Below are 21,754 nucleotides of genomic sequence, written 5' to 3'. Positions count from 1 at the left end.
TCTCCAGCTCTCAGTGACCGTGAAAAATAGGACGGTCAGGCGGTGTCTTGGCGGTGCCCAGGCGGCTCCACCACGGCATCAGGATAAAGAAGCCGAAGTAAAACAGCGTACCGACCTGAGAGACGCGCTCGCCGATCGGCGATGGCGGCTGAACACCGAGGTAGCCCAGCACCAGGAAGTTGATGACAAAAATGCCGTAGAGGTATTTATGCCAGTCGGGACGGTAGCGGATTGACTTGACCGGGCTGTAATCCAGCCAGGGCAGGAAAAACAGGATGACCACAGCGCCACCCATCACGACCACACCCCAGAACTTGGCATCGATGGACAAGAGCAGCGCAGCGCCCACGACGGCGGCACCGACGATAGCAGCCTTCAGCAGCACCGGCATGCGGAACTTCCAGGCGCTGAAACCTGCAGCCGCTATCACGCAGACCACCAATGCGTAGAGCATTTCGCTGGTGATGGCGCGCAGCATCGAGTAGTAAGGCGTGAAGTACCAGACCGGGGCGATGTGCGCCGGCGTCTTCAGCGGGTCGGCCGGGATGAAGTTGTTGTATTCGAGGAAGTAGCCGCCGAATTCGGGTGCGAAGAAGATGATCGCCGTGAAGATCATCAGGAATACGCTCACGCCGAAAATGTCGTGCACCGTGTAATAGGGGTGGAAGGGAATGCCGTCCAGCGGATGGCCGGCCGCGTCTTTCGGCGCATTCGGGCCCTTGATTTCAACGCCGTCGGGGTTGTTGGAGCCCACTTCATGCAGCGCAATGATGTGCGCGGCCACCAGGCCCAGCAGCACCAGCGGCACGGCGATCACGTGGAACGCGAAGAAGCGGTTCAGGGTCGCGTCGCCCACCACATAATCGCCGCGGATCAGCAGCGCCAGGTCGGGGCCGATGAAAGGAATCGCGGCAAACAGGTTGACGATCACCTGGGCGCCCCAGTAGCTCATCTGGCCCCATGGCAGCAGGTACCCCATGAAGGCCTCGGCCATCAGGCACAGGAAAATCGCGCAGCCGAAGATCCAGACCAGCTCACGCGGCTTGCGGTAGCTGCCGTAGAGCAGGCCGCGGAACATGTGCAGGTACACCACCACAAAGAAGGCGGACGCGCCGGTGGAATGCATGTAGCGGATCAGCCAGCCCCAGGGCACGTCGCGCATGATGTATTCGACAGAGCCGAAGGCCAGTGCGGCGTCGGGCTTGTAGTTCATCGTCAGGAAGATGCCGGTCACGATCTGGATGACGAGCACCAGCATGGCGAGCGAGCCGAAGATGTACCAGAAGTTGAAGTTCTTCGGTGCGTAGTACTCGCTCATGTGCTCTTTGTAGAGCTTGCTGGCGGGGAAGCGGTTGTCGATCCAGTTCATCGCCTTGGCGGCGAGCGGTGCATCGGGGGAAATTTCTTTGAATTCAGCCATAACTGATCCTGGTTCGGTGGGGTTCTCTGGCAAGCGTCAGGCGCTGGCTACAAGGTCTTTTGAAGGTGCCGGGTTAAAAGCGCCTTCAGGCCTTTTTGTCTTCACCGATCAGCAAACGGGTGTCTGACAGGTACATGTGGGGCGGCACTTCGAGGTTATCCGGTGCGGGCTTGTTCTTGTAGACGCGGCCGGCCATGTCGAAGGTCGAGCCGTGGCAGGGGCAGAGGAAGCCGCCGGCCCAGTCGTCGGGCAGCGAAGGCTGCGCGCCAGGCTGGAACTTGTCGGAAGGCGAGCAGCCCAGGTGCGAGCAGATGCCGACGACCACCAGCGTTTCGGGCTTGATGGAGCGGTTTTCGTTGCGGGCGTAAACAGGCGTCAGTTCGTCGGGCTTGCGCTCGGACTTGGGGTCGGCCAGCAAGGCATCGACCTTGGGCAGCTCGGCGAGCTGCGCGGGCGTGCGCTTGACGATCCAGACAGGCTTGCCGCGCCATTCGACGGTGATTTTTTCACCGGGCTTGACGTCGGAAATATCGACTTCAACAGCCGCGCCGGCGGCCTTGGCTTTTTCGGAGGGCTGGAACGTGCTGACAAAGGGAACTGCGGTGGCTGCAACACCGGCGCCGCCTACGACGCAGGTGGTGACGAGCCAGTTTCTTTTATCTTTATCGACGGGGGCGCCGTGGGGCGTACCGTTCGCGCTTGCTTCGCTTGCTTGGGTCATGAGAGTCCTTCAAGAACTGGCTTGAAATAGGCTTAGTGGGGTCAACCCGCAATTGTAGCGGAGCGCGATGTCGTTTTTCAAGGCAAAGGCCGGGGTTCGGGTGGCCGCAGGCTGCCCGGCGGCAGCCGGAGCGCCTCTTTTTTAAGCACCCCCTGATTTACTTCCTGATTTGCTCATACTTTGTTTCAAGCAAAGCTTGCGGGACGCTTTCACAAACAGGGCCGGCGTCGATAATGTTTTTTCGGGTGGCGCAGCAACAACGCACCGGCACCAGCACAACACTCACCAACAAGAGGAGCATTTCATGGGAATGATGCAGGAATTCAAGGAATTTGCCGTCAAGGGCAACGTGATCGACCTGGCAGTCGGCGTGATCATCGGCGCGGCCTTCGGAAAGATCGTCGACGCGGTGGTGAGCGACCTGATCATGCCGGTGGTGGGCCTGGTCTTCGGCAAACTGGATTTCTCCAGCATGTATGTGTTGCTGGGCAACGTGCCTGCGGGCACCGACATGTCGCTGGATGCACTGCGCAAGGCGGGCGTACCGGTGTTCGCCTACGGCCACTTCCTGACCGTGACGGTAAACTTCATCATCCTGGCTTTCATCATTTTCCTGATGGTCAAGCAGATCAACCGCCTCAAGCGCCATCACGAAGCCGCGCCCCCCGCGCCCGCAGCGACGCCGGAAGACATCGTGCTCTTGCGCGAAATCCGCGACAGTCTGAACAAGCGCTAACCCCCTGAGTCGCTTCGCGGCGCCCGCTTGCGAAGACACGGGTCTTGCTATTAATTTAGTAGCTGCCGGACAAGGCAGTGATTGGGCTGGAGCCCGATTTCGCTTGAATCTTCAGCCGGCTGCCAGCTGCCGGGCCACACGCACCGCCGCCAGCAGGCTGGACGCATCGGCCACGCCGCGCCCGGCGATGTCAAATGCCGTGCCGTGGTCCGGGCTGGTGCGCACTAGCGGCAGGCCCAGCGTCACGTTCACGCCCTGCTCCACCCCCAGGTATTTCACCGGGATCAGCCCCTGGTCGTGGTACATCGCCACCACCACATCAAACTCACCGGGCTTGCCGGCGGCCTGCCTTGCCCGCATGAACACCGTGTCAGGCGCGAAGGGACCGCTCACATTCAGGCCCTCGGCACGCGCTGCCGCGATGGCCGGCGCGATGATGGCCTGCTCTTCGCTGCCGAAAAGCCCGCCCTCGCCGGCGTGCGGATTCAGCCCCGCCACGCCGATGCGCGGCGCGCGGCCCAGGCCGGCGGCGACCGCGCGGTGCGTGATGCGCAAGGTCTGCAGCACGTTGTCGAAGGTGACGGCTTCAATCGCCTGCCTGAGCGACATGTGAATGCTCACCAGCACGGTCTTGAGCTCGTCGTTGGCCAGCATCATGCGCACCGGCACGTCGCCCACAGGCTTGCCCAGGAAAGCGGCGGCCTCGGCCTGCAGCATCTCGGTGTGACCCGGAAAGCCGGCGGCCCAGCCGCCCGCGGCCGCCAGGGCCTCCTTGTGAATGGGCGCGGTGACCACCGCAGCCGCCTCGCCGGCCAGCACACGGCGGGCCGCCCAGACGATGCAGTCGGCGGCGGCTTGACCAGCCAAACCACTCACCAGCCCATACGGAACCTGGGCTTTCAGCTCACATTTTTGTAGCACGGCGATGCAGCGCGGCGGCACGCCCGGCAGGTCGCCCAGGCCCTCCAGCTGCGCCACGGGCAAGGCCAGCGGGGTCGCCACAAGCGCCGCGGCGCGCCGCAGCGTCGCCACATCGCCCACCACGGCGCAGCCGGCCATGTCGGCGGGCGCGTCGCGAAAGGCTTTGGCGATGATTTCGGGACCGATGCCGGCCGCGTCGCCCATGGTGATGAGCAGGGGCTTATTCATGGAAGGCGGCCATACGGCGGATGCAATTCAGGGCCGGACAGCCCATAATCGCCAAAAAAGGGCAGGCCTGCCGGCGATGAGAGACCGGTGGCAGCGACACAGACACAGGGAGTTCAAGCAGATGCATTCTTGGGCTATTTTGGCGCAAACCCCGGCCCACGGCCGCACAGGGCCCTGAAGCGCCGTGGATGCCGCCCTCCGCCCCCTGCTCTCCAGCGCTGAAATGATGCTGTGGAGCGCCGCGGCTGGCGCGATCGGGCTGATCGTCCTGCTGGCCCTGGCCGACACCGTCTACAGCCGCACGCGCGCCGCGTCGCAAACCCTGGCCTATCTGGCGCTGTGCTGGTGGGTCGTGATGCTGCTGTGCGGCCTGCCGGCGGCCATCTGGCCTGGGCTGAAGGGGCCGCTGGGCATCGCGCAAATCCTCGTTGGGCCGATGTGCGCCGCGATGGGCAGTTTTGGCGCCAGCGAATGGTTGTCGGCCCACCAGCGAGACCGCCTGATGAAGGTCAGCCTGCTCACCATCACCCTGGTGTGCCTGGCCGGCGGGCCGCTGTGCCTGCTGCTGGCGCCGCCCTGGCGCCTGCCGGTATCGGGCGCGCTGGCGATTGCCAACCTGTCTGTCGTGCTGTGGCTGTCGGTGCGCGCCACGCAGCTGGGCGACAAACTCGCCTGGGGCCTGGCGGCCGGCTGCTTCTTCACGCTGCCTGCGCAGATCGGCCTGTACAGCCTGGCGCTCAATGCCAGCCGGCCGTCTTTGGCCGTGCAGGCCGGCGTGGCGATGGCCGCTTCGCTCAGCCTCATCATCACCGCCGCGATGCTCTGGCTGCGCAACCGGCAAACCCGGCAGATGATGCAGGGCGAAGTCTCGCGGCGCGACCCGATCACCCAGCTCTACAACGGCGTGGTGATGGTGCAGAAAATCATCTGGGCGCAGCGCCGGCGCCAGCGCACCCGGCGCGACGGCGCGCTGATGGCGGTGATGGTGTTCGAGCCCGAACGCCTCTTGCCGCAGATCGGCCAGGCGGGCCTGAACGATCTCTACATCCAGCTGGCGCGCCGCATGCAGCGCCACACGGGCGCCGTCAACCCGGCCGGCCGCTATTACGACCGCTGTTTTGTGGTGCTGCTCGAAACCATGCACTCGCCGCGCTGGATACGCACACTGGGCCTGCGCGTGGCCTCCGCCCTGCGCCGCCCGATGGATGTGCCCTCGCTGAGCGGCGTGCGCCTGCGGATCACGCCGGACATCGCCGTCGGCATTGTTCACCTGTCGGCCGCCGACAAGGACGTGGACCAGCTGCTGCATGAAGCGCAATCGGTTGCCGAGGCGGCGCGCGCCATGCGCTCGCGCGCGGCGCTGCTGGACCCGGAGAGCCACTGGGCCGTGCCGGTGGAGCACGCCGAGCTGGGCTCCAGCTGGCGCGCGCTGCGCAACGCGGTGCCGAAATCTGCGGCCCGCCCCAAAACCGGCAGGGCCAAGGCGCCGCATGCCGGGCGGCATCGCCACAAGCCCGCTTGATTCAGGCCGGGTTGTCGATGTCGATGAACTCGTGGGCCAGGCCCAACTGCGCCGCGACGTGCGCCGCCACGGCCGGCGCGCCGTAGCGCTCTGACGCATGGTGCCCGCAGGCGATAAAGGCCACGCCCATCTCGCGTGCGTAATGCGCCTGGGGCTCCGAAATTTCGCCGGTGATGAAGGCGTCGGCGCCCGCCGCAATCGCCGCCTCAAAGTAGCCTTGCGCGCCGCCGGTACACCACGCTATGTTTTTGATAGCTGTATGTCCAGGTGCCACCTGGGCTACAGGCCGATTTAGCACTTGACTCACGTGGGCCGCCAATGCTGCGGCATCGGCAAAGGCGCCGCCGTCGGCCCGCCCGCCGATAAACCCCAGGTCCTGCTCGCCAAAGCGCCCCGTCGCCGCCAGCCCCAGCTGCACACCCAGCTGCGCGTTGTTGCCCAGTTCGGGGTGCGCGTCCAGCGGCAGGTGGTAGGCGTAGAGGTTGATGTCGTGCGCCAGCAGCAAGGCCAGGCGCTGCTTCATCCAGCCGGTGACACGGCCGTCCTGGCCGCGCCAGAAGAGGCCGTGGTGCACAAAAATCGCGTCGGCCCGCGCTGCGATGGCCGCTTCAATCAAGGCCCGGCTGGCGGTGACGCCCGAGACGATCTTGCCGACGCGGGGCTTGCCCTCGACCTGCAGGCCGTTGGGGCCGTAGTCCTTGAAGCGCGCGGGCTGCAAAAGCGCGTCGAAGGCCTGCAGCAAATCCTGTCGTGGGGTGGTGGTGCTCATGGGGCAATTGTCTCAGGCGGGGGAAGGCGCATGCCCTTTTGCCTTGGGAACTTGCGGCTCCTGAGGGACAATAGCGGCTTACGCGCCAAGCTCCGCGCGGTTTTTCGACATTTTTGCTGACACCCCCTCCTTCATGAAGCGTACCTGGCTCCTGTTTTCCCAAGCCGTCACCGTCCTGCTCGCGGCTTACTTCGTTGTGGCCACGCTCAAGCCTGAGTGGCTGAACCGCAGCAACGTGCAAGGCGTATCGGTGATCGAAGCGCCGGCCGGCGCCACGCCGCGCAGCGCCGGCACGGGCGCCGGGTTCGCCTCCGCCGCCAAGGTCGCGTCCGCGGCCGTCGTCAGCATCAACACCAGCAAGGCCGCCGCCCGCAACCCGCACGCCGAAGACCCGTGGTTCAAGTTTTTCTTCGGCGACCAGAGCCCCAACGAGCCGCAGGGCGGCCTGGGCAGCGGCGTGATCATCAGCGCCAGCGGCTACATCCTGACCAACAACCACGTGGTCGAAGGCGCCGACGAGATCGAGGTCATCCTCAACGACACGCGCAAGGCCAAGGCGCAGGTTATCGGCACCGACCCGGACACCGATCTCGCCATCCTCAAGATCGACCTGGAGAAGCTGCCCGTCATCGTGCTGGGCAATTCCGACGCGCTGCAGGTGGGCGACCCGGTGATGGCCATCGGCAACCCCTTCGGCGTAGGCCAGACGGTCACCGGCGGCATCGTGAGCGCGCTGGGGCGCAACCAGCTGGGCATCAACACCTTTGAAAACTTCATCCAGACCGACGCGGCCATCAACCCCGGCAACTCGGGCGGCGCGCTGGTCGATGTGAACGGCCACCTGATGGGCATCAACACCGCGATTTATTCACGCTCGGGCGGCTCCATGGGCATCGGCTTTGCCATTCCGGTGTCGACGGCAAAACAGGTGCTCGAAGGCATCGTGAAAGACGGCCAGGTCACGCGCGGCTGGATCGGCGTGGAGCCGCAGGACCTGAACCCCGAGCTGGCCGAGACCTTCGGCCTCAAACCCTCGGCCGCCAAAGACGGCGGCGTGATCATCACCGGCGTGCTGCAAAACGGCCCGGCCGCGCAGGCCGGCCTGCAGCCCGGCGACGTGATCACGGCCGTCAACGGCAAAAGCGTGCGCAATGTGAGTCAGCTGCTGACGGCCGTGGCGGCCCTCAAGCCCGGCACACCGGCGCCGCTGACGGTGCTGCGCAAGGACAAGGAAAGCGAAATCGCCATCACGCCGGGCAAGCGCCAGCGGCCCAAGGTGCAGCAGCAGCGCTAGACGGTTTCCAGCGGCAGTACGCCAGGCCCGCCGCAATGGCTTGCTATTGATTTAATAGCGGCCAGTGCAGGCGCCGATTGGGCTGGAGCCCGATTTCTCTCAAGAAGTGAAAGAAGGAAAGGCAGGCGCCCGGCAGCACCGGGGCCAGGCCTGATCGCCTCAGGACTTGGCCGCTTCGGCCTCGGCGTCGTCTTCGGGCTTTTTGGTGTTCTTGACGAACACCTGCGCGGCGATGATGCCGACTTCATACAGGCCGCCCACCACGCCCAGCAGCATGATCATCGAGCCCGCATCGGGCGGCGTGACCAGCGCCGTGCCGACGGCGGCCGCCACCCAAAAGTAGCCGCGGTATTCGCGCAACTGGGCCACGGTGATCACGCCCATGCGCACCAGCAAAATCACCGCAATCGGCACCTCAAAGGCCAGCCCGAACGCCAGGAACATGCCGAGCACGAAGTTCAGGTATTCCTCGATATCAGGCGCGGCGGTGATCGACTTGGGCGCAAAGCTCTGGATGAAGTGAAACACCTGACCGAACACGACGAAGTAGCAAAAGGCCACGCCGACAAAAAACAGCAAGGTGCTGGAAACCACCAGCGGCATCACGAGTTTTTTCTCGTGCGAGTAAAGGCCGGGCGCCACAAAGGCCCACACCTGGTAGAGCACCACCGGCAGCGCGATCATGAAGGCGGCCATGAACAAAATCTTGATCGGCACCACGAAGGGCGAGATCACGTTGGTGGCGATCAGCGTGGCGCCCTTGGGCAGCGCGGCAACCAGCGGCGCGGCCAGGATGTCATAGAGCGCGCCCGGGCCCGGGAAGATCGCCAGCACGGCGGCGGCGATGCCGATGGCGATCACCGCCTTGATCATCCGGTCGCGCAGCTCCATCAGGTGCTGCACAAAGGGCTGCTCGGTGCCCGCGAGTTCGTCGGGCTTGTCGGTGTGGGGGTCGCTCATGGGGAGGAAGGTGTGCGCTGGGTAGGTTGCGCCGGTATGCGCGCCTGGCTGGAAAGGTCAGTGGAGCAGCTCAAAGCGGGCGGCCCGGCTGCGGGCGGAACCGCGCCACGCGCGCCGCACCGGACTGCGCCCGGGTGCGCACGCCCGAACGGGCCTTGTACCACTGGGGCGTCGCGCCCTGCTTGAGGCGCCACTTCTTTTTCGGGTGCTTGTATTCAGGGAAGATTTCCATGCCGGGCAGGCTGGCGGAAGAAGAGGATGAATCGCCCGTCGCCTCGGCCCATGATTTTTCAAAATCGCTGGCGTTGGTCTGGATGGAGTTCTCCACGTCGCGGGCCGCGCCCTCGACGGTCTCCTTCATCTTCTTGAGCTCGTCCAGCTCCATCGAGCGGTTGACTTCGTTCTTGACGTCGGCCACATAACGCTGGGCCTTGCCCAGCAGCGTGCCGACAGTGCGCGCCACGCGCGGCAGCTTCTCCGGGCCGATGACGATCAGCGCGACTGCGCCTATCAGCGCTATTTTGGAGATGCCGAGGTCAATCACTGGATGTCAGGCCGGATCAGGACTTTTGTTTCGCTTCGACGTCGATCGTCGTTTTGTCGGCGGCCTGGGCGTTGGTCACGCTGGCGGGCGGCACGGGCACGTCGGCGGGCGTCTGGCTGCCGTCTTTCATGCCGTCTTTAAAACCCTTGACGGCGCCGCCGAGGTCGCTGCCCATGTTTTTCAGCTTTTTTGTGCCGAAAACCATCACCACGATCAACAGCACGATCAGCCAGTGCCAAATGGAAAATGAACCCATGATTTGCTCCTAATCTGGAAATTGTGAGGTGTCAGTGCAGGTAAACGCAAAACTTGCGGAATTGCCGGTTTGCACGGAACTGGCTTGATTCTAAAGGCCAGCCCTGTCAGGACGCTGAGTACACACATTGCCCTACCGGGTTAGTGTGGCTGCGGGCGCCGGGGTTCCGTTTGGCTTTGTAACTCGCTTAGCCCGCGCCGCGACGGGCCGCCCCGAGCAAGCGACGCCCCCTCGGGGGGCAGCGCAGTACGCGAAGCGACAAGCGTGGGGGCTAACCTTTCAACCATGGACGGGGACCGCCGATCACGTGGAAATGCAAGTGGTGCACTTCCTGCCCGCCTTCCGCGCCGGTGTTGGTCACGATGCGGAAACCGCCTTCCGGGTAGGGGTTGCAGCCCTGCTCCATCGCCAGTTTCGGCGCCAGCGCCATCAGGCGGCCCAGCATCGCGGTGTGTTCAGGCCCGACCTGCGCCATCGAGGGGATGTGCTCCCGGGGGATGATCAGGAAATGTATCGGCGCCCAGGGATTGATGTCGTGGAAGGCGAAAAACTCGTCGTCTTCGTACACCTTGCGGCTGGGGATGGCGCCGGCGGCGATCTTGCAGAAGAGGCAGTTGTCGGGGTGGCTCATGGCTTGGATCGATCCGGAAAAGATTTAAGTGGGCCTGTGGCTGTTAAAACGCATCCAGCCGCGGATGCAGCGGTACAGGTACCAGAACCAGACCACGGTATAAGCAATGGCGCCCGGGAAGAAGAACAGCAGCCACAGCGGCGACAGCAACACCAGCCAGACCAGCGTCCACCAAAAGGTGCGGATCATGTAGTTGTGGTGGTCGATGTACAGCGCATCGGACTCGTCGGCGCGTCGGATGTAATTGATGATCAGGGCGATCACCGCAAACACGCCGCCGCTGAACCAGGCCAGCGTGTGCAGGCCGTAGAGCACATGCATCACGGTGCGGTCGTTGGGGTTCTTGCCTTCGAATTCGGCCAGGTCGGTTTCCATCAGGTCGGGTTCCTCTTGGGGTCGGTCAAATTAAAGATCGGCATCCGACTCAGGACTTTTCTGCAGCGTCGCGAATCTGCAACTTGCGCAGGGCTTTTTCCTCGATGCCGCTGGTGCCTTCGCGGCGCTCCAGCTCGGCGATCACGTCGGCGGGGCTCAGGCCGTAGTGCGCCAGCGCGATCAGGCTGTGAAACCACAAATCGGCCACTTCACCGACCAGCTTGCCCTTGAGCTCGGCCGTGGGCCCGCCGTGGTCGATGTCTTTCGCGGCCATCACGGTTTCGGTGGCTTCTTCGCCGATTTTTTTCAGGAAGGCGTCGGGGCCTTTGTGCAGCAGGCGCGCCACATAGCTGGTGTCCGGGTCGCCGCCGCTGGCCGCCTTGCGGCTTTCAATGATCTGCGCCAGGCGCTGGAGGGAGTCATTCGTGGTCATGTTTGCCGGGGCTCTGTTCGTTCTGTTTGTACATGGTGGCCGGGTCTTTCAGTACGGGCTCGGTGACCACCCACTGGCCGTCTTTATACACACTGAAGAAGCAGCTGTGGCGGCCCGTGTGGCAGGCAATGCCCGGTGTGTGGCCCAGTTGCGTCACCTTGAGCAGGATGACGTCGTTGTCGCAATCCAGGCGGATTTCATGCACCGTCTGCTGGTTGCCGGACTCTTCGCCCTTGTGCCAGAGCCGCCCGCGCGAGCGGCTGTAGTACACCGCCCGGCCCAGCTCGGCGGTCTTTTGCAGCGCCTCGCGGTTCATCCAGGCGAACATGAGCACATCGCCGCTGGCGGCTTCTTGTGCAATGACAGGGATCAGGCCCTTGTCGTCCCAGCTAACGTCGTCTAACCAGTTCATTTTTGTATTGTCCCGGATTTAGAGAGGCTCAAATGGCGTTCAAGCCAAGGATATCGCGGGACCGGCTTTGCCGGACCGCAGATATCGCCCCAGCAGGGGGAAGGCGTAGCGCAGCGAAGCCGACGGGGGTTACCTATTTTTTCGCCCCAGCAGGGGGGGGAAGGCGCTACACGCAGTGAGCGTCCGACGGGGGTTACAACCGTACCGGGATGCCACGCGAAGCCATATGTTGCTTGGCCTGCTGCACCGTGTATTCACCGTAATGAAAGATGCTCGCCGCCAGCACCGCGTCGGCGCCGCCAGTCTGTATGCCGTCGGCCAGGTGTTCCAGGTTGCCAACGCCGCCCGAGGCGATCACCGGCACGCTGATGGCGTCGCTCACCGCGCGGGTCAGCGCCAGGTCAAAGCCCGACTTGGTGCCGTCGCGGTCCATGCTGGTCAGCAAGATCTCGCCGGCGCCGCGCCGCGCCATGTCGGTGGCCCAGGCCACGGCGTCCAGGCCGGTGTTTTTGCGCCCGCCGTGGCTGTAAACATCCCAACCCGGGCCGACCGGTTCGCCGGCGGGCGTCAGGCGCTTTTCGTCTTCGGCGCTGCGGCGCTTGGCGTCGATCGCCACCACGATGCACTGCGAACCGTATTTTGCGGACGCATCGGCAATCACCCGCGGGTTGGCGATGGCGGCCGAATTAAAGCTGGTCTTGTCGGCGCCGGAATTGAGCAGGCGGCGCACATCTTCAACGGTGCGAACACCGCCGCCGACGGTCAAGGGAATGAAGACCTGCGACGCCACGGCTTCAATGATGGGGAGGATCAGGTCGCGGCCGTCGCTGGTGGCGGTGATGTCGAGGAAAGTGAGTTCGTCGGCGCCCTGCTCGTTGTAGCGCGCGGCGATTTCCACCGGGTCGCCCGCGTCGCGCAGCTGGGTGAAGTTGACGCCTTTGACCACGCGGCCGCCGGTCACATCAAGGCAGGGAATGATTCGTTTGGCGAGCATGGTTTAGTAAAAGAAGAAAGCAGCAATCGCAGCAATCGGGAGAAAAAGAATGACCCAAGCGAAGAAGCCGAGGTATTCACCGGGAGGCAGATTGCAATAGTGGATCAGGACGCCAAACCAGGCAATCAGCCAGAACAAACCTAAAAGATATGGCCAGGAAGGCCCCAGGTCTTTCTTCTGACCTTTTTTATCCATTCAACTCGTCGGCTCTGGCCTGCGCCTTCTCAAAGTCGAGGTCACCGCTGTAGATGGAGCGCCCGCAAATCACGCCTTCGACACCCTCTTCCTCGACTTCACACAGCTTTTCAATGTCGGCCATGTTCGAGAGGCCACCCGAGGCAATGACGGGAATCGTCAGCGCCTGGGCGAGCTTGACGGTGGCGTCGATGTTGATGCCGGTCAGCATGCCGTCGCGGCCGATGTCGGTGTAGATGATGGATTCGACGCCGTAGTCCTGGAATTTCTTGCCGAGGTCGATGACCTCGTGGCCGGTCATCTTGCTCCAGCCGTCGGTGGCGACCTTGCCGTCTTTGGCGTCCAGGCCGACGATGATATGGCCGCCGAAGGCGGTGCAGGCGTCTTGCAAAAAGCCGGGGTTCTTCACGGCTGCCGTGCCGATGATGACGTAGCGCAGGCCGGCGTCGAGGTAACGCTCGATGGTGTCCAGGTCGCGGATGCCGCCGCCCAGCTGCACGTCGATTTCGCTGCCGACTTCGGCCAGGATGGCCTTGATGGCCGCCTCGTTCTTTGGTTTGCCCGCAAAAGCGCCGTTCAGGTCCACCAGGTGCAGGCGGCGCGCGCCTTTGTCGACCCAGCTGCGCGCCATGGCGGCGGGGTCTTCGCTGAAGATGGTGGATTGATCCATGTCGCCCTGTTTGAGGCGGACGCAGTGACCGTCTTTCAGGTCAATCGCGGGGATGAGTAGCATGTGGCGGTAAAAAAGACGGTAAAAAAAGAAAACGGACGCTCAGGGTAACAAAAAGCGGGAAGCCCCGATACCGGGTCTGACCCAAGGGGCTCAGGGGTTCCAGTGCAGGAAGTTGCGATACAGGGCCAGCCCGTGGTCGGCACTTTTCTCGGGGTGGAACTGGGTGGCAAAAATATTATCGCGTGCAATGGCCACCGCAAAGCGGCCGCCGTAATCGGCCTCGCCGGCGATGTGGTGTGCATCCGACGGGCGGGCGTAGAAGCTGTGCACGAAGTAAAAATACGCGCCGTCGGGAACGCCCGCCCACACCGGGTGGGCCTTGCCCGTGCCTGCCCCATTTTGGTGAACCTGGTTCCAGCCCATCTGAGGCACCTTGTAGCGGCTGCCGTCGGGCTGCAGGCGGCCGGCCAGCTCGAACTTGACGACCTCGCCGGGAATCAGGTTCAGGCCTTGTGTGCCTGCGCCGCCGTCGCCGGGCACGCCTTCGTCGCTGTGGGTCAGCAGCATCTGCATGCCGACGCAGACACCGAAGAGCGGCTTGTGGGCCGCGGCGTGCAGCACGGACTCCAGCATGCCGGAGTCGGCCAGCTCGCGCATGCAGTCGGCGATCGCGCCCTGGCCTGGCAGCACGATGCGCTCGGCGTTCATCACGTCCTCGGCTTTGGAGGTGACCATCACCTCAAAGCCGCTGCCGGCGGCCACGTGCCGCACGGCCTGCGACACGGAGTGCAGGTTGCCCATGCCGTAATCGACCACGGCGACAGTTTTCGGTTTTGCCATCAGGATTGAGGATAAAGAATGTTTGCTTGCTACAAATTTGATAGCTGACTGCCCATACCCTTATTGGGCTGGAGGCCTAAAAGACCATGAATCAGCAGACAGGTCTTAGAGCGAGCCCTTGGTCGAGGGAATCACGCCGGCAGCGCGCGGGTCGATCTCCAGCGCCATGCGCAGCGCGCGGGCAAAGGCCTTGAACACGGTTTCAGCCTGGTGGTGGGCGTTTTCGCCTTTGAGGTTGTCGATGTGCAGCGTGACGAAGGCGTGGTTGACGAAACCCTGGAAAAACTCGTAGGCGAGCTGGCTGTCGAAGGTGCCGATCATGCCGCTCTTGAAGGGCACGTGCATCTCCAGGCCCGGGCGGCCCGAGAAATCAACCACCACGCGCGACAGCGCTTCGTCGAGCGGCACATAGGCGTGGCCGTAGCGGCGCAGGCCCTTTTTGTCGCCTACGGCCTTGGCGACCGCCTGGCCCAGCGTGATGCCCACGTCTTCCACCGTGTGGTGGCCGTCGATGTGTAAATCTCCCTTGGCCTGGATGTCCAGGTCGATCAGGCCGTGGCGGGCGATCTGGTCGAGCATGTGATCGAAAAAGCCGATGCCCGTGGAAAGGCTGGCCTGGCCGGTGCCGTCCAGGTTGAGCTTGACGGTGATCTGGGTTTCGGCGGTGTTGCGCGAAACCTCGGCAGTGCGGGGAGCGAGGGTGGTAGTCATAGGGATTCTTTAAGCGCCGCCAGCATTTGGGTGTTCTCGTCCGCGGTGCCGACCGTCAGGCGCAAACAATTGGCCAGCAATGGATGCATTTTAGAAACGTTTTTAATCAGGACCTTGCGCGAACGCATGCCCTCAAAGGTTGTGGCGGCATCGGGCACGCGCACCAGGATCATGTTGGCATCGCTTTTCCAGGCTTTCACACCGGGCATAGCCTGCAGTGCCTCAAAAATCCGCACGCGCTGGGCCAGGATGTCTTTGGCCTGTGCGGCAAACACCTCCTGGTAGGCCAGCGCAAACAGCGCGCACTCGTAATTGAGCACGCTGATGTTGTAAGGCGGGCGGACCTTGTCGACTTCGGCGATCAGCGCTTTGGGGCCCATCATGTAGCCCAGGCGCACACCGGCCAGGCCAAACTTGCTCATGGTGCGCATCAGCAGCACATGCTTGTGCTTTGCGATGCGGTTGATGTAGCTTTTGCTGGAGAAGGGCTGGTAGGCCTCGTCCATAACGACCAGGCCCCCTTGCTCGCCCACGGCTTCGATGATCTTTTCGATCACCGCGTCGTCCCACAGGTTGGCGGTCGGGTTGTTCGGGTAGGCCAGGTAGGTCAGCGAAGGCTTGTGCGCTTTGATGGCGGCCAGCATGGCGGCTTCGTCGAGTTCAAAGTCGGCCGTCAGCGGCACGCCGATGAATTTCAGGCCCTGCAGCTGCGCGCTCATGGCGTACATCACAAAGCCCGGCAGCGGCGCCAATATCGAGCCGCCTTCCACGTCGCAGGCCATGGCCAGCAGCGAGATCAGCTCGTCCGAGCCGTTGCCCAGCATGATGTCAAAGCCCTCGGGCATGCCCGCATGGGCGGCCAGCGCGCGGCGCAGGTCGTTGACGCGGCCGTCCGGGTAGCGGTTCAGCGCGATCGCGCCCAGCCGCTCGCCCAGCTTGGCCTGCAACTCGGCCGGCAGGCGGTGCGGGTTCTCCATCGCGTCGAGCTTGACCATGCCGGCCGACTCCTGGATGGCGTAGGCGTGCATGGACTGCACGTCCTGGCGGATCAGTTGTTTGAACTTGGGGTCTAAGGAGGAAGAGGCTTCGGTCATGGGGCTTGCTCCAGCAGTTCAATGCCGGTTTTAAAAGGGTTGATCACCTGGACACCGCCGTAGTGCTGCTCATGCGCCAGGTCTTCGCTCAGCAAATAGCGGCATCCCAGGTGCTGGGCGGCGGCGACGACCAGGCTGTCGCGGTAATGCAGGCCGTAGCGGCTTTCCACCGCCCAGGCGGATTCGACGGTGGCGTGGTCGGTTTGCCAGGGCTGCCAGAGCTCATAACGGCGCACTTCGGCGCGCGCATCGCCGGCCGGCATGGGCGGGTTGATCTTGCGGGTGGCCAGCAGGTAAAACTCGTTGAGCACCTGCGTGCTGATGCGGCCCACGCCGCGCTGCCACAGCACCGTCAGCCAGGCGAGAGCCGCCCTCTGCTTGGCCGGATCGGCCCCGTCTTCGCTGTAAATCAGGATGTTGGCGTCGACAAACACGCCGGCTGAGTTAGTGGTACTGCTGCTCATGCGCCGCGCTCGTCAAGGTCGATACGTGTGGGGTAAGGCTGCCCGTCGGACACCCAGAGCCGCGCCTTGTTCTGCCAATCGTGCATGGCGCGCTGGTAGGCGTCAGTGCGCTGCATCTTTTCAGTCAGCATTTCGCCGACGAGACGGGACACGCTGGTATTGCGCTTGGCCGCCTCCACCCGCACCCATTCGAGGGCGGCGTCGTCCACGGTGATGGTGACGTTCTTCATGGACTGAAGTTTACACGGAATTCGTGGAACACGAAGTTCGTGTAATTTTGAGGATTTTTACTTCAAGCGCATCTCGGCCGCCCGCGCGTGCGCCTGCAGGCCTTCGCCATACGCCAACTCGGCGGCGATCTTGCCCAGCACCTGGGCGCCGGCTTCGCTGACTTCGATCAGGCTGGAGCGTTTCTGGAAGTCGTAGACGCCCAGCGGTGAGCTGAAGCGCGCGGTGCCGCTGGTAGGCAGCACGTGGTTGGGGCCGGCGCAGTAGTCGCCCAGCGATTCGCTGGTGTAGGCGCCCAGGAAGATGGCGCCGGCGTGTTTGAGCAGCGGCTCCCACTTGTGCGGGTCGCGGCTGGAGACTTCGAGGTGTTCGGGGGCGATGCGGTTGCTGATCTCGCAGGCCTCTTCCATGCTGCGGGTGTGGATGAGCGCGCCGCGGCCGCTGAGGGACTTGGCGATGATCTCGGCGCGCGGCATTTCGGGCAGCAGGCGGTCGATCGCGGCCTGCACTTCGTCGATGTACGCGGCGTCGGGGCACAGCAGGATGCTTTGTGCGAGCTCGTCGTGTTCGGCCTGGCTGAACAGATCCATGGCGACCCAGTCGGCCGGCGTGCTGCCGTCGGCCAGCACGAGGATTTCAGACGGGCCGGCGATCATGTCGATGCCGACCGTGCCGAAGACGCGCTTCTTGGCGCTGGCGACGTAAGCGTTGCCGGGGCCGGTGATCTTGTCGACCTTGGGCACGGTCTGCGTGCCGTAGGCCAGCGCGGCCACAGCCTGCGCGCCGCCGATGGTGAAGGCGCGGGTAACGCCGGCGACATAAGCGGCAGCCAGCACCAGCGCGTTCTTTTCGCCTTTGGGTGTGGGCACGACCATGATGATTTCGCCGACACCGGCCACGTGGGCAGGGATCGCATTCATCAACACCGACGACGGGTAAGCCGCCTTGCCGCCGGGCACATAGATGCCGACGCGGTCCAGCGGCGTGACCTTCTGGCCCAGCAGGGTGCCGTCTTCGTCGCGGTAGCTCCAGCTTTCGCCGCTGGCCTTCTTCTGGGCCTCGTGGTAGCTGCGCACGCGGCGTGCGGCGGCTTCGAGGGCATCGCGCTGGGCGGCCGGAATCGCGTCAAACGCGGCTTTCAGCTCGGCCTGGGTGAGCTCCAGCTGGCCCATCGAAGAGACATTGAGCCCGTCGAAGCGCGCCGTGTATTCCAGCACCGCCGCATCGCCGCGCTGCTGCACATCGGCCAGGATGTCGGCCACGCGCTGCTCGATGGCCGCGTCGGTGTCGGCGGACCAATGCAGCCTCGCCTTGAACTCAGCATCAAAAGTGGCTGTAGCCGTTGACAGACGTGCAGGTGCAGCTATTAATTTCATAGCATCAGGGTTTTGATGAGGAGGGCGAGATGGCGGCGGCCAGGTCGTCGATCAGCTTGCGGATGGGCGCCTGCTTGAGCTTGAGCGCCGTCTGGTTCACGACGAGATGCGAGCTGATGTCCATGATGCGCTCGACCTCCACCAGGTGATTGGCCTTGAGCGTGCTGCCGGTCGACACCAGGTCGACGATCGCGTCGGCCAGGCCCGTGAGCGGCGCCAGTTCCATGCTGCCGTAGAGTTTGATCAGGTCAACGTGCACGCCCTTGGTGGCGAAAAAATCGCGGGCAATCGCCACGTATTTGGTGGCCACTTTCAGGCGCGAGCCCTGGCGCACGGCGGCGGCGTAGTCAAAGCCTTCGCGCACCGCCACGCTGATGCGGCATTTGGCGATCTGCAAGTCGAGCGGCTGGTAGAGCCCCTGGCTGCCGGATTCGAGCAAGGTGTCTTTGCCGACCACGCCGAGATCGGCACCGCCGTATTGCACATAGGTCGGCACATCGGTAGCGCGCACCAGCACCACGCGCAGGCCAGGCTGGTTGGTGTCCAGGATCAGCTTGCGGGATTTTTCCGGGTCATCGAGCACCTCGATGCCGGCGCTTCGCAGCAGCGGCAGGATGTCGTCGAAGATGCGGCCTTTGGAGAGCGCTAAGGTGATCATGCTTTGACTCGCTCAATGTCGGCGCCGATGCCGCGCAGCTTGGCTTCCATCTGGTCGTAGCCGCGGTCCAGGTGGTAGATGCGGTCGACCAGTGTTTCGCCTTCGGCCACCAGGCCGGCGATCACCAGGCTGGCGGAGGCGCGCAAGTCCGTCGCCATCACGGTGGCGCCCGAGAGCTTTTCAACACCTTCCATGACGGCGATCTTGCCGTCGATCTGGATCTTGGCGCCCAGGCGCACCATTTCGTTGACGTGCATGAAACGGTTTTCAAAAATCGTCTCGGTCACCGTGCTGCTGCCCTGCGCGATGGCGTTGAGCGCCATGAACTGGGCCTGCATGTCGGTTGGGAAGCCGGGGTACTCCGTCGTGCGGAAGGATTGCGCCTTCATGCGGCCGCTGGCCTGGATACGGATGGAGTTTGCGTCCGCCGTCACCGTCGCGCCGGCCTCGCGCAGCTTGTCGATGACCGCGTCGAGGTGGTCGGCGCGGCCGTGCTTCAAGACCACGTCGCCGCCGGCGGCAGCCACCGCGCACAAAAAGGTGCCGGTCTCAATGCGGTCGGCCACCACCTGGTGGGTGCAGCCGTGCAGGCGGTCCACACCCTGGATGCGGATGCGGCGCGTGCCGTGGCCTTCAATCTTCGCGCCCATCTTGATGAGCATTTCGGCCAGGTCACCGATCTCGGGCTCTTGCGCGGCGTTTTCCAGGATCGTTTCGCCTTCGGCCAGGCTGGCGGCCATCAGGAAGTTTTCGGTGCCGGTCACCGTCACCATGTCGGTGGTGATGCTGGCGCCCTTCAGGCGCTTCTGCCCGGCCGGCAGCTTGGCGATCATGTAGCCGTGCTCGACCACGATCTCGGCGCCCATGGCTTGCAGGCCCTTGATGTGCTGGTCGACCGGACGCGAGCCGATGGCGCAACCGCCCGGCAGTGACACCGTGGCTTCGCCGAAGCGTGCCAGCAGCGGGCCCAGGGCCAATACAGAAGCGCGCATGGTCTTGACCAGCTCGTACGGTGCCTCGGGCGAGCTCAGGGGGCCGGCATTGATCACCACCGTGCTGGGCGTGGCCTCGCTGCGATCGGCCTCCACGCCCATGTTGCGGATCAGTTTGAGCATGGTGGACACGTCCTGCAGGCGCGGCACGTTCTGCAGCGTGACCGTGTCGGCGGTGAGCAGCGCGGCGCACAGCTCCGGCAGCGCAGCGTTCTTGGCGCCGGAGATTTCGACCGTGCCGGCCAGCGACTTGCCGCCCTTGATGAGTAGTTTGTCCATGTCGTTTTTCAGTTCGTGTTGTTGTTATTGTGGGTTGTTGGCCCACTCGGCCGGCGTATAGGTTTTCATCGACAGCGCATGCACCTCGTCGGTCTGCATGCGGCCGCCCAGCGTGGCATACACCTTCTGGTGGCGCTGGATCAGGCGCTGGCCTTCAAAGGCACTGGACACCACGGTGGCGTACCAGTGGCGGCCGTCGCCCGACAGCTCAATGTGTTCGCAGGGCAGGCCTGCGGCGATGATGGATTGGAGTTCTTCGCTGGTCATGTTCTAGTGTCTTATTTTGTAGCCGGTGCGCAGCATGTTGACGGCAACAGCACTGACCGTGAGCAAAGCGGCAGTGACGATACCCAGGCTCAGCCAGGGCGAGACGTCGCTGACGCCGAAAAATCCGTAACGGAAACCGTCAATCATGTAGAAAAACGGATTCAGGTGGCTGACCTTTTGCCAGAAAGGCGGCAGCGAGTGAATCGAATAGAACACACCGCTCAAAAAAGTCATCGGCATGATGACAAAGTTCTGGAAGGCCGCCATCTGGTCGAACTTTTCAGACCAGAGACCGGCGATCACGCCCAGCGCACCCAGCATGGCGGCGCCCAGCACGGCGAACAGGACAATCCACAGCGGCGCCACAAAAGCGGGCTGGCCGAAAAACACAGTCACGGCAAACACGCCCGCGCCCACCAGCAGGCCGCGCGCCACCGACGAGCCAACATACGCAAAGAACCAGTGCCAGTGCGACAGCGGCGTCAGCAGCACAAATACCAGGCTGCCCATGATCTTGCTCTGGATCAGCGACGACGAGCTGTTGGCAAATGCGTTCTGCAGCACGCTCATCATCACGAGGCCCGGAACCAGGAAGGCGGTGTAGCTGACCTGGTTGTAGACCTTGACCTGGTCTTGCAGCACATGACCGAAGATGAGCATGTAGAGCACGGCGGTGAGCACCGGCGCGCCGACGGTCTGGAAGCCGACCTTCCAGAATCGCAGGGTCTCTTTGTAGAGCAGGGTTTGCCAGCCACTCATGTTGCTACTTTCGCGAGATCGACCGTCAGAGGGGCTGCTTCAACGGCTGGTTTTTTGTTCATGACATCCAGGAAAACATCTTCCAGGTCGGCCTTGCGGATCTCCACGTCTTCCGCCACCAGCCCCGCCTCGCGGATCGCTGCGAGGTACTGCTCGATGTCGTTGGCGTTGTGCGCCGGAAACTGCACGATGCGCCCGGTGATGCGGGCCTGCGCGGCCAGGTGTGCGGGGAGTTCGCTGTCGATCTTGAAGCGCAGCACATTGGAAGACGCGGCCTTGAGCAGCTCGGACATTTGCGCCAGCGCCACCACCCGCCCCTGCTTAAGCATGGCGATGCGGCTGCACAGGGCCTCGGCTTCTTCGAGGTAGTGCGTGGTCAGCAGCACCGTGCTGCCCTGCTTGTTGAGTTTGGCGATGAACTGCCACAGCGTCTGGCGCAGCTCCACGTCGACACCGGCGGTCGGTTCGTCGAGCACGATGACCTGCGGTTTGTGCACCAGCGCCTGCGCGACCAGCACGCGCCGCTTCATGCCGCCCGAGAGCTGGCGCATGTTGGCATTGGCCTTGTCGGCCAGACCGAGGTTGACGAGCAGCTCGTCGATCCAGTCGTCGTTGTGCTTGATGCCGAAATAGCCGGACTGGATGCGAAGCGCCTCGCGCACAGTGAAAAAAGGGTCGAAGACCAGCTCTTGCGGCACGACGCCGAGCTTGCGTCGGGCGCTGGCGTAGTCGGCCAGCACATCGCTGCCGTGGACTTTGACGGTGCCGCTGCTGGCCCGCGACAGGCCGGCCAGGATGCTGATGAGGGAGGTTTTGCCGGCGCCGTTGGGGCCCAGCAGGCCAAAAAATTCGCCCTGCTGAATATCAAAACTGACATCGTCAAGCGCCTTGACGACGGGCCCCGTCTGGTTTCGCGTGGAGGAATAGGTTTTGGAGACGGACTGGAATGAGATCGCTGGCATGAGCCCGTCATTTTAAGGGCGGATGCTGTTTTTATCCGTC

Annotated in this window: 28 protein-coding genes; 3 read left to right on the top strand and 25 right to left on the bottom strand. The window is 63.6% G+C overall.

Annotated elements, in window-relative coordinates; translation table 11 throughout:
• Nucleotides 1-10: 10 nt before the first annotated feature.
• Nucleotides 11-1,420, bottom strand: a complete 1,410-nt coding sequence (locus DT070_RS10445; protein ID WP_122955339.1) for a cytochrome bc complex cytochrome b subunit — start codon at nt 1,418-1,420, stop codon at nt 11-13.
• Nucleotides 1,421-1,505: 85 nt separating this feature from the next.
• Complete coding sequence (gene petA, locus DT070_RS10440; RefSeq protein ID WP_092129146.1) at nt 1,506-2,141, bottom strand: ubiquinol-cytochrome c reductase iron-sulfur subunit; 636 nt, start codon at nt 2,139-2,141, stop codon at nt 1,506-1,508.
• Nucleotides 2,142-2,445: 304 nt separating this feature from the next.
• Between petA and mscL the strand changes: the two genes are divergently transcribed.
• Nucleotides 2,446-2,877: a large conductance mechanosensitive channel protein MscL gene (gene mscL / locus DT070_RS10435; RefSeq protein WP_122955338.1), complete on the top strand. Its 432-nt coding sequence runs from the start codon at nt 2,446-2,448 to the stop codon at nt 2,875-2,877.
• Nucleotides 2,878-2,988: 111 nt separating this feature from the next.
• Here mscL and pdxA read toward each other — a convergent pair whose 3' ends face one another.
• Nucleotides 2,989-4,026, bottom strand: coding sequence for a 4-hydroxythreonine-4-phosphate dehydrogenase PdxA (gene pdxA / locus DT070_RS10430; RefSeq protein WP_122955337.1), 1,038 nt, complete (start codon nt 4,024-4,026; stop codon nt 2,989-2,991).
• Between the two features lie 184 nt (nt 4,027-4,210).
• On the opposite strand from pdxA, the gene DT070_RS10425 reads away from it, so the two are divergent.
• Nucleotides 4,211-5,548 carry a GGDEF domain-containing protein gene (locus DT070_RS10425; protein ID WP_122955336.1) on the top strand — a complete coding sequence of 446 codons (1,338 nt, stop codon included), beginning with the start codon at nt 4,211-4,213 and terminating at the stop codon, nt 5,546-5,548.
• Nucleotide 5,549: 1 nt separating this feature from the next.
• Here the strand turns inward: DT070_RS10425 and DT070_RS10420 are convergent, their stop codons facing one another.
• The gene (locus DT070_RS10420; protein WP_122955335.1) at nt 5,550-6,317 is read right to left on the bottom strand and encodes a Nif3-like dinuclear metal center hexameric protein; all 768 of its coding nucleotides are present in this window, start codon (nt 6,315-6,317) and stop codon (nt 5,550-5,552) included.
• A gap of 133 nt (nt 6,318-6,450) precedes the next feature.
• Here DT070_RS10420 and DT070_RS10415 point away from each other — a divergent pair, with 133 nt between their 5' ends.
• Complete coding sequence (locus tag DT070_RS10415; protein ID WP_122955334.1) at nt 6,451-7,611, top strand: S1C family serine protease; 1,161 nt, start codon at nt 6,451-6,453, stop codon at nt 7,609-7,611.
• A 159-nt stretch (nt 7,612-7,770) separates the two neighbouring features.
• On the opposite strand, the gene tatC is transcribed toward DT070_RS10415, so the two are convergent.
• The 21 genes from tatC to DT070_RS10315 form a co-directional block, all read right to left on the bottom strand.
• Nucleotides 7,771-8,571 carry a twin-arginine translocase subunit TatC gene (gene tatC / locus DT070_RS10410; protein WP_122955333.1) on the bottom strand — a complete coding sequence of 267 codons (801 nt, stop codon included), beginning with the start codon at nt 8,569-8,571 and terminating at the stop codon, nt 7,771-7,773.
• 70 nt (nt 8,572-8,641) lie between these two features.
• Nucleotides 8,642-9,115 (bottom strand): Sec-independent protein translocase protein TatB, encoded by a 474-nt coding sequence (gene tatB / locus DT070_RS10405; protein ID WP_122955332.1) that lies wholly within the window; start codon nt 9,113-9,115, stop codon nt 8,642-8,644.
• Nucleotides 9,116-9,131: 16 nt separating this feature from the next.
• A complete protein-coding gene (tatA, locus tag DT070_RS10400; protein WP_122955331.1) occupies nt 9,132-9,371 on the bottom strand; it encodes a Sec-independent protein translocase subunit TatA in 240 nt (79 codons plus the stop codon).
• A 271-nt stretch (nt 9,372-9,642) separates the two neighbouring features.
• Entirely contained in the window at nt 9,643-10,002 is a 360-nt protein-coding gene (locus DT070_RS10390; protein WP_122955330.1) for a histidine triad nucleotide-binding protein, read from the bottom strand.
• Nucleotides 10,003-10,026: 24 nt separating this feature from the next.
• A complete protein-coding gene (locus DT070_RS10385) occupies nt 10,027-10,377 on the bottom strand; it encodes a hypothetical protein (RefSeq protein ID WP_122955329.1) in 351 nt (116 codons plus the stop codon).
• A gap of 49 nt (nt 10,378-10,426) precedes the next feature.
• Nucleotides 10,427-10,810 carry a phosphoribosyl-ATP diphosphatase gene (locus DT070_RS10380; protein ID WP_122955328.1) on the bottom strand — a complete coding sequence of 128 codons (384 nt, stop codon included), beginning with the start codon at nt 10,808-10,810 and terminating at the stop codon, nt 10,427-10,429.
• Nucleotides 10,797-11,222, bottom strand: a complete 426-nt coding sequence (hisI, locus tag DT070_RS10375) for a phosphoribosyl-AMP cyclohydrolase (RefSeq protein ID WP_122955327.1) — start codon at nt 11,220-11,222, stop codon at nt 10,797-10,799. Before hisI ends, DT070_RS10380 begins: the two co-directional genes overlap by 14 nt.
• Before the next feature lie 193 nt (nt 11,223-11,415).
• Nucleotides 11,416-12,216, bottom strand: coding sequence for an imidazole glycerol phosphate synthase subunit HisF (hisF, locus tag DT070_RS10370; protein WP_122955326.1), 801 nt, complete (start codon nt 12,214-12,216; stop codon nt 11,416-11,418).
• A 3-nt stretch (nt 12,217-12,219) separates the two neighbouring features.
• Nucleotides 12,220-12,411: a hypothetical protein gene (locus DT070_RS21325; protein ID WP_153976397.1), complete on the bottom strand. Its 192-nt coding sequence runs from the start codon at nt 12,409-12,411 to the stop codon at nt 12,220-12,222.
• Nucleotides 12,404-13,144 carry a 1-(5-phosphoribosyl)-5-[(5-phosphoribosylamino)methylideneamino]imidazole-4-carboxamide isomerase gene (gene hisA, locus DT070_RS10365; RefSeq protein WP_122955325.1) on the bottom strand — a complete coding sequence of 247 codons (741 nt, stop codon included), beginning with the start codon at nt 13,142-13,144 and terminating at the stop codon, nt 12,404-12,406. Before hisA ends, DT070_RS21325 begins: the two co-directional genes overlap by 8 nt.
• Nucleotides 13,145-13,234: 90 nt before the next feature.
• Entirely contained in the window at nt 13,235-13,924 is a 690-nt protein-coding gene (gene hisH / locus DT070_RS10360) for an imidazole glycerol phosphate synthase subunit HisH (RefSeq protein WP_369973941.1), read from the bottom strand.
• Nucleotides 13,925-14,029: 105 nt separating this feature from the next.
• A complete protein-coding gene (gene hisB, locus DT070_RS10355) occupies nt 14,030-14,635 on the bottom strand; it encodes an imidazoleglycerol-phosphate dehydratase HisB (protein WP_122955323.1) in 606 nt (201 codons plus the stop codon).
• The gene (gene hisC, locus DT070_RS10350; RefSeq protein ID WP_122955322.1) at nt 14,632-15,729 is read right to left on the bottom strand and encodes a histidinol-phosphate transaminase; all 1,098 of its coding nucleotides are present in this window, start codon (nt 15,727-15,729) and stop codon (nt 14,632-14,634) included. The genes hisB and hisC overlap by 4 nt, the downstream gene beginning before the upstream one ends.
• Complete coding sequence (locus DT070_RS10345; protein WP_164483740.1) at nt 15,726-16,193, bottom strand: PIN domain-containing protein; 468 nt, start codon at nt 16,191-16,193, stop codon at nt 15,726-15,728. Before DT070_RS10345 ends, hisC begins: the two co-directional genes overlap by 4 nt.
• Nucleotides 16,190-16,423 (bottom strand): CopG family transcriptional regulator, encoded by a 234-nt coding sequence (locus DT070_RS21320; protein WP_092129187.1) that lies wholly within the window; start codon nt 16,421-16,423, stop codon nt 16,190-16,192. Before DT070_RS21320 ends, DT070_RS10345 begins: the two co-directional genes overlap by 4 nt.
• A 57-nt stretch (nt 16,424-16,480) precedes the next feature.
• On the bottom strand, nt 16,481-17,797 hold the full coding sequence (hisD, locus tag DT070_RS10340) for a histidinol dehydrogenase (RefSeq protein WP_122955321.1): 1,317 nt from the start codon (nt 17,795-17,797) through the stop codon (nt 16,481-16,483).
• 4 nt (nt 17,798-17,801) lie between these two features.
• Nucleotides 17,802-18,455, bottom strand: a complete 654-nt coding sequence (gene hisG, locus DT070_RS10335; RefSeq protein WP_122955320.1) for an ATP phosphoribosyltransferase — start codon at nt 18,453-18,455, stop codon at nt 17,802-17,804.
• Nucleotides 18,452-19,726 carry a UDP-N-acetylglucosamine 1-carboxyvinyltransferase gene (murA, locus tag DT070_RS10330; RefSeq protein ID WP_122955319.1) on the bottom strand — a complete coding sequence of 425 codons (1,275 nt, stop codon included), beginning with the start codon at nt 19,724-19,726 and terminating at the stop codon, nt 18,452-18,454. The genes hisG and murA overlap by 4 nt, the downstream gene beginning before the upstream one ends.
• 24 nt (nt 19,727-19,750) lie before the next feature.
• The gene (locus tag DT070_RS10325; protein ID WP_122955318.1) at nt 19,751-19,993 is read right to left on the bottom strand and encodes a BolA family protein; all 243 of its coding nucleotides are present in this window, start codon (nt 19,991-19,993) and stop codon (nt 19,751-19,753) included.
• A 3-nt stretch (nt 19,994-19,996) separates the two neighbouring features.
• Nucleotides 19,997-20,752 (bottom strand): ABC transporter permease, encoded by a 756-nt coding sequence (locus DT070_RS10320; RefSeq protein ID WP_122955317.1) that lies wholly within the window; start codon nt 20,750-20,752, stop codon nt 19,997-19,999.
• Nucleotides 20,749-21,714, bottom strand: coding sequence for an ABC transporter ATP-binding protein (locus DT070_RS10315; RefSeq protein WP_122955316.1), 966 nt, complete (start codon nt 21,712-21,714; stop codon nt 20,749-20,751). Before DT070_RS10315 ends, DT070_RS10320 begins: the two co-directional genes overlap by 4 nt.
• Nucleotides 21,715-21,754: the final 40 nt, after the last annotated feature.

This window comes from Polaromonas sp. SP1, from assembly GCF_003711205.1.
Lineage (GTDB): Bacteria > Pseudomonadota > Gammaproteobacteria > Burkholderiales > Burkholderiaceae_C > Polaromonas.
This window is presented reverse-complemented; position numbering and strand designations above follow the sequence as displayed.

Coding starts and splice junctions, on each gene's coding strand:
- hisI (WP_122955327.1), bottom strand. CDS start 11,222: ATGAACTGGTTAGACGACGTTAGCTGGGACGACAAGGGCCTGATCCCT.
- hisF (WP_122955326.1), bottom strand. CDS start 12,216: ATGCTCGCCAAACGAATCATTCCCTGCCTTGATGTGACCGGCGGCCGC.
- DT070_RS10385 (WP_122955329.1), bottom strand. CDS start 10,377: ATGGAAACCGACCTGGCCGAATTCGAAGGCAAGAACCCCAACGACCGC.
- hisB (WP_122955323.1), bottom strand. CDS start 14,635: ATGACTACCACCCTCGCTCCCCGCACTGCCGAGGTTTCGCGCAACACC.
- DT070_RS10390 (WP_122955330.1), bottom strand. CDS start 10,002: ATGAGCCACCCCGACAACTGCCTCTTCTGCAAGATCGCCGCCGGCGCC.
- murA (WP_122955319.1), bottom strand. CDS start 19,726: ATGGACAAACTACTCATCAAGGGCGGCAAGTCGCTGGCCGGCACGGTC.
- DT070_RS10345 (WP_164483740.1), bottom strand. CDS start 16,193: ATGAGCAGCAGTACCACTAACTCAGCCGGCGTGTTTGTCGACGCCAAC.
- DT070_RS10325 (WP_122955318.1), bottom strand. CDS start 19,993: ATGACCAGCGAAGAACTCCAATCCATCATCGCCGCAGGCCTGCCCTGC.
- DT070_RS10445 (WP_122955339.1), bottom strand. CDS start 1,420: ATGGCTGAATTCAAAGAAATTTCCCCCGATGCACCGCTCGCCGCCAAG.
- DT070_RS10320 (WP_122955317.1), bottom strand. CDS start 20,752: ATGAGTGGCTGGCAAACCCTGCTCTACAAAGAGACCCTGCGATTCTGG.
- tatA (WP_122955331.1), bottom strand. CDS start 9,371: ATGGGTTCATTTTCCATTTGGCACTGGCTGATCGTGCTGTTGATCGTG.
- hisA (WP_122955325.1), bottom strand. CDS start 13,144: ATGCTACTCATCCCCGCGATTGACCTGAAAGACGGTCACTGCGTCCGC.
- tatC (WP_122955333.1), bottom strand. CDS start 8,571: ATGAGCGACCCCCACACCGACAAGCCCGACGAACTCGCGGGCACCGAG.
- pdxA (WP_122955337.1), bottom strand. CDS start 4,026: ATGAATAAGCCCCTGCTCATCACCATGGGCGACGCGGCCGGCATCGGT.
- DT070_RS10420 (WP_122955335.1), bottom strand. CDS start 6,317: ATGAGCACCACCACCCCACGACAGGATTTGCTGCAGGCCTTCGACGCG.
- hisD (WP_122955321.1), bottom strand. CDS start 17,797: ATGAAATTAATAGCTGCACCTGCACGTCTGTCAACGGCTACAGCCACT.
- hisH (WP_369973941.1), bottom strand. CDS start 13,924: ATGGCAAAACCGAAAACTGTCGCCGTGGTCGATTACGGCATGGGCAAC.
- DT070_RS21320 (WP_092129187.1), bottom strand. CDS start 16,423: ATGAAGAACGTCACCATCACCGTGGACGACGCCGCCCTCGAATGGGTG.
- mscL (WP_122955338.1), top strand. CDS start 2,446: ATGGGAATGATGCAGGAATTCAAGGAATTTGCCGTCAAGGGCAACGTG.
- petA (WP_092129146.1), bottom strand. CDS start 2,141: ATGACCCAAGCAAGCGAAGCAAGCGCGAACGGTACGCCCCACGGCGCC.
- DT070_RS10380 (WP_122955328.1), bottom strand. CDS start 10,810: ATGACCACGAATGACTCCCTCCAGCGCCTGGCGCAGATCATTGAAAGC.
- DT070_RS10315 (WP_122955316.1), bottom strand. CDS start 21,714: ATGCCAGCGATCTCATTCCAGTCCGTCTCCAAAACCTATTCCTCCACG.
- hisC (WP_122955322.1), bottom strand. CDS start 15,729: ATGACCGAAGCCTCTTCCTCCTTAGACCCCAAGTTCAAACAACTGATC.
- DT070_RS21325 (WP_153976397.1), bottom strand. CDS start 12,411: ATGGATAAAAAAGGTCAGAAGAAAGACCTGGGGCCTTCCTGGCCATAT.
- DT070_RS10415 (WP_122955334.1), top strand. CDS start 6,451: ATGAAGCGTACCTGGCTCCTGTTTTCCCAAGCCGTCACCGTCCTGCTC.
- hisG (WP_122955320.1), bottom strand. CDS start 18,455: ATGATCACCTTAGCGCTCTCCAAAGGCCGCATCTTCGACGACATCCTG.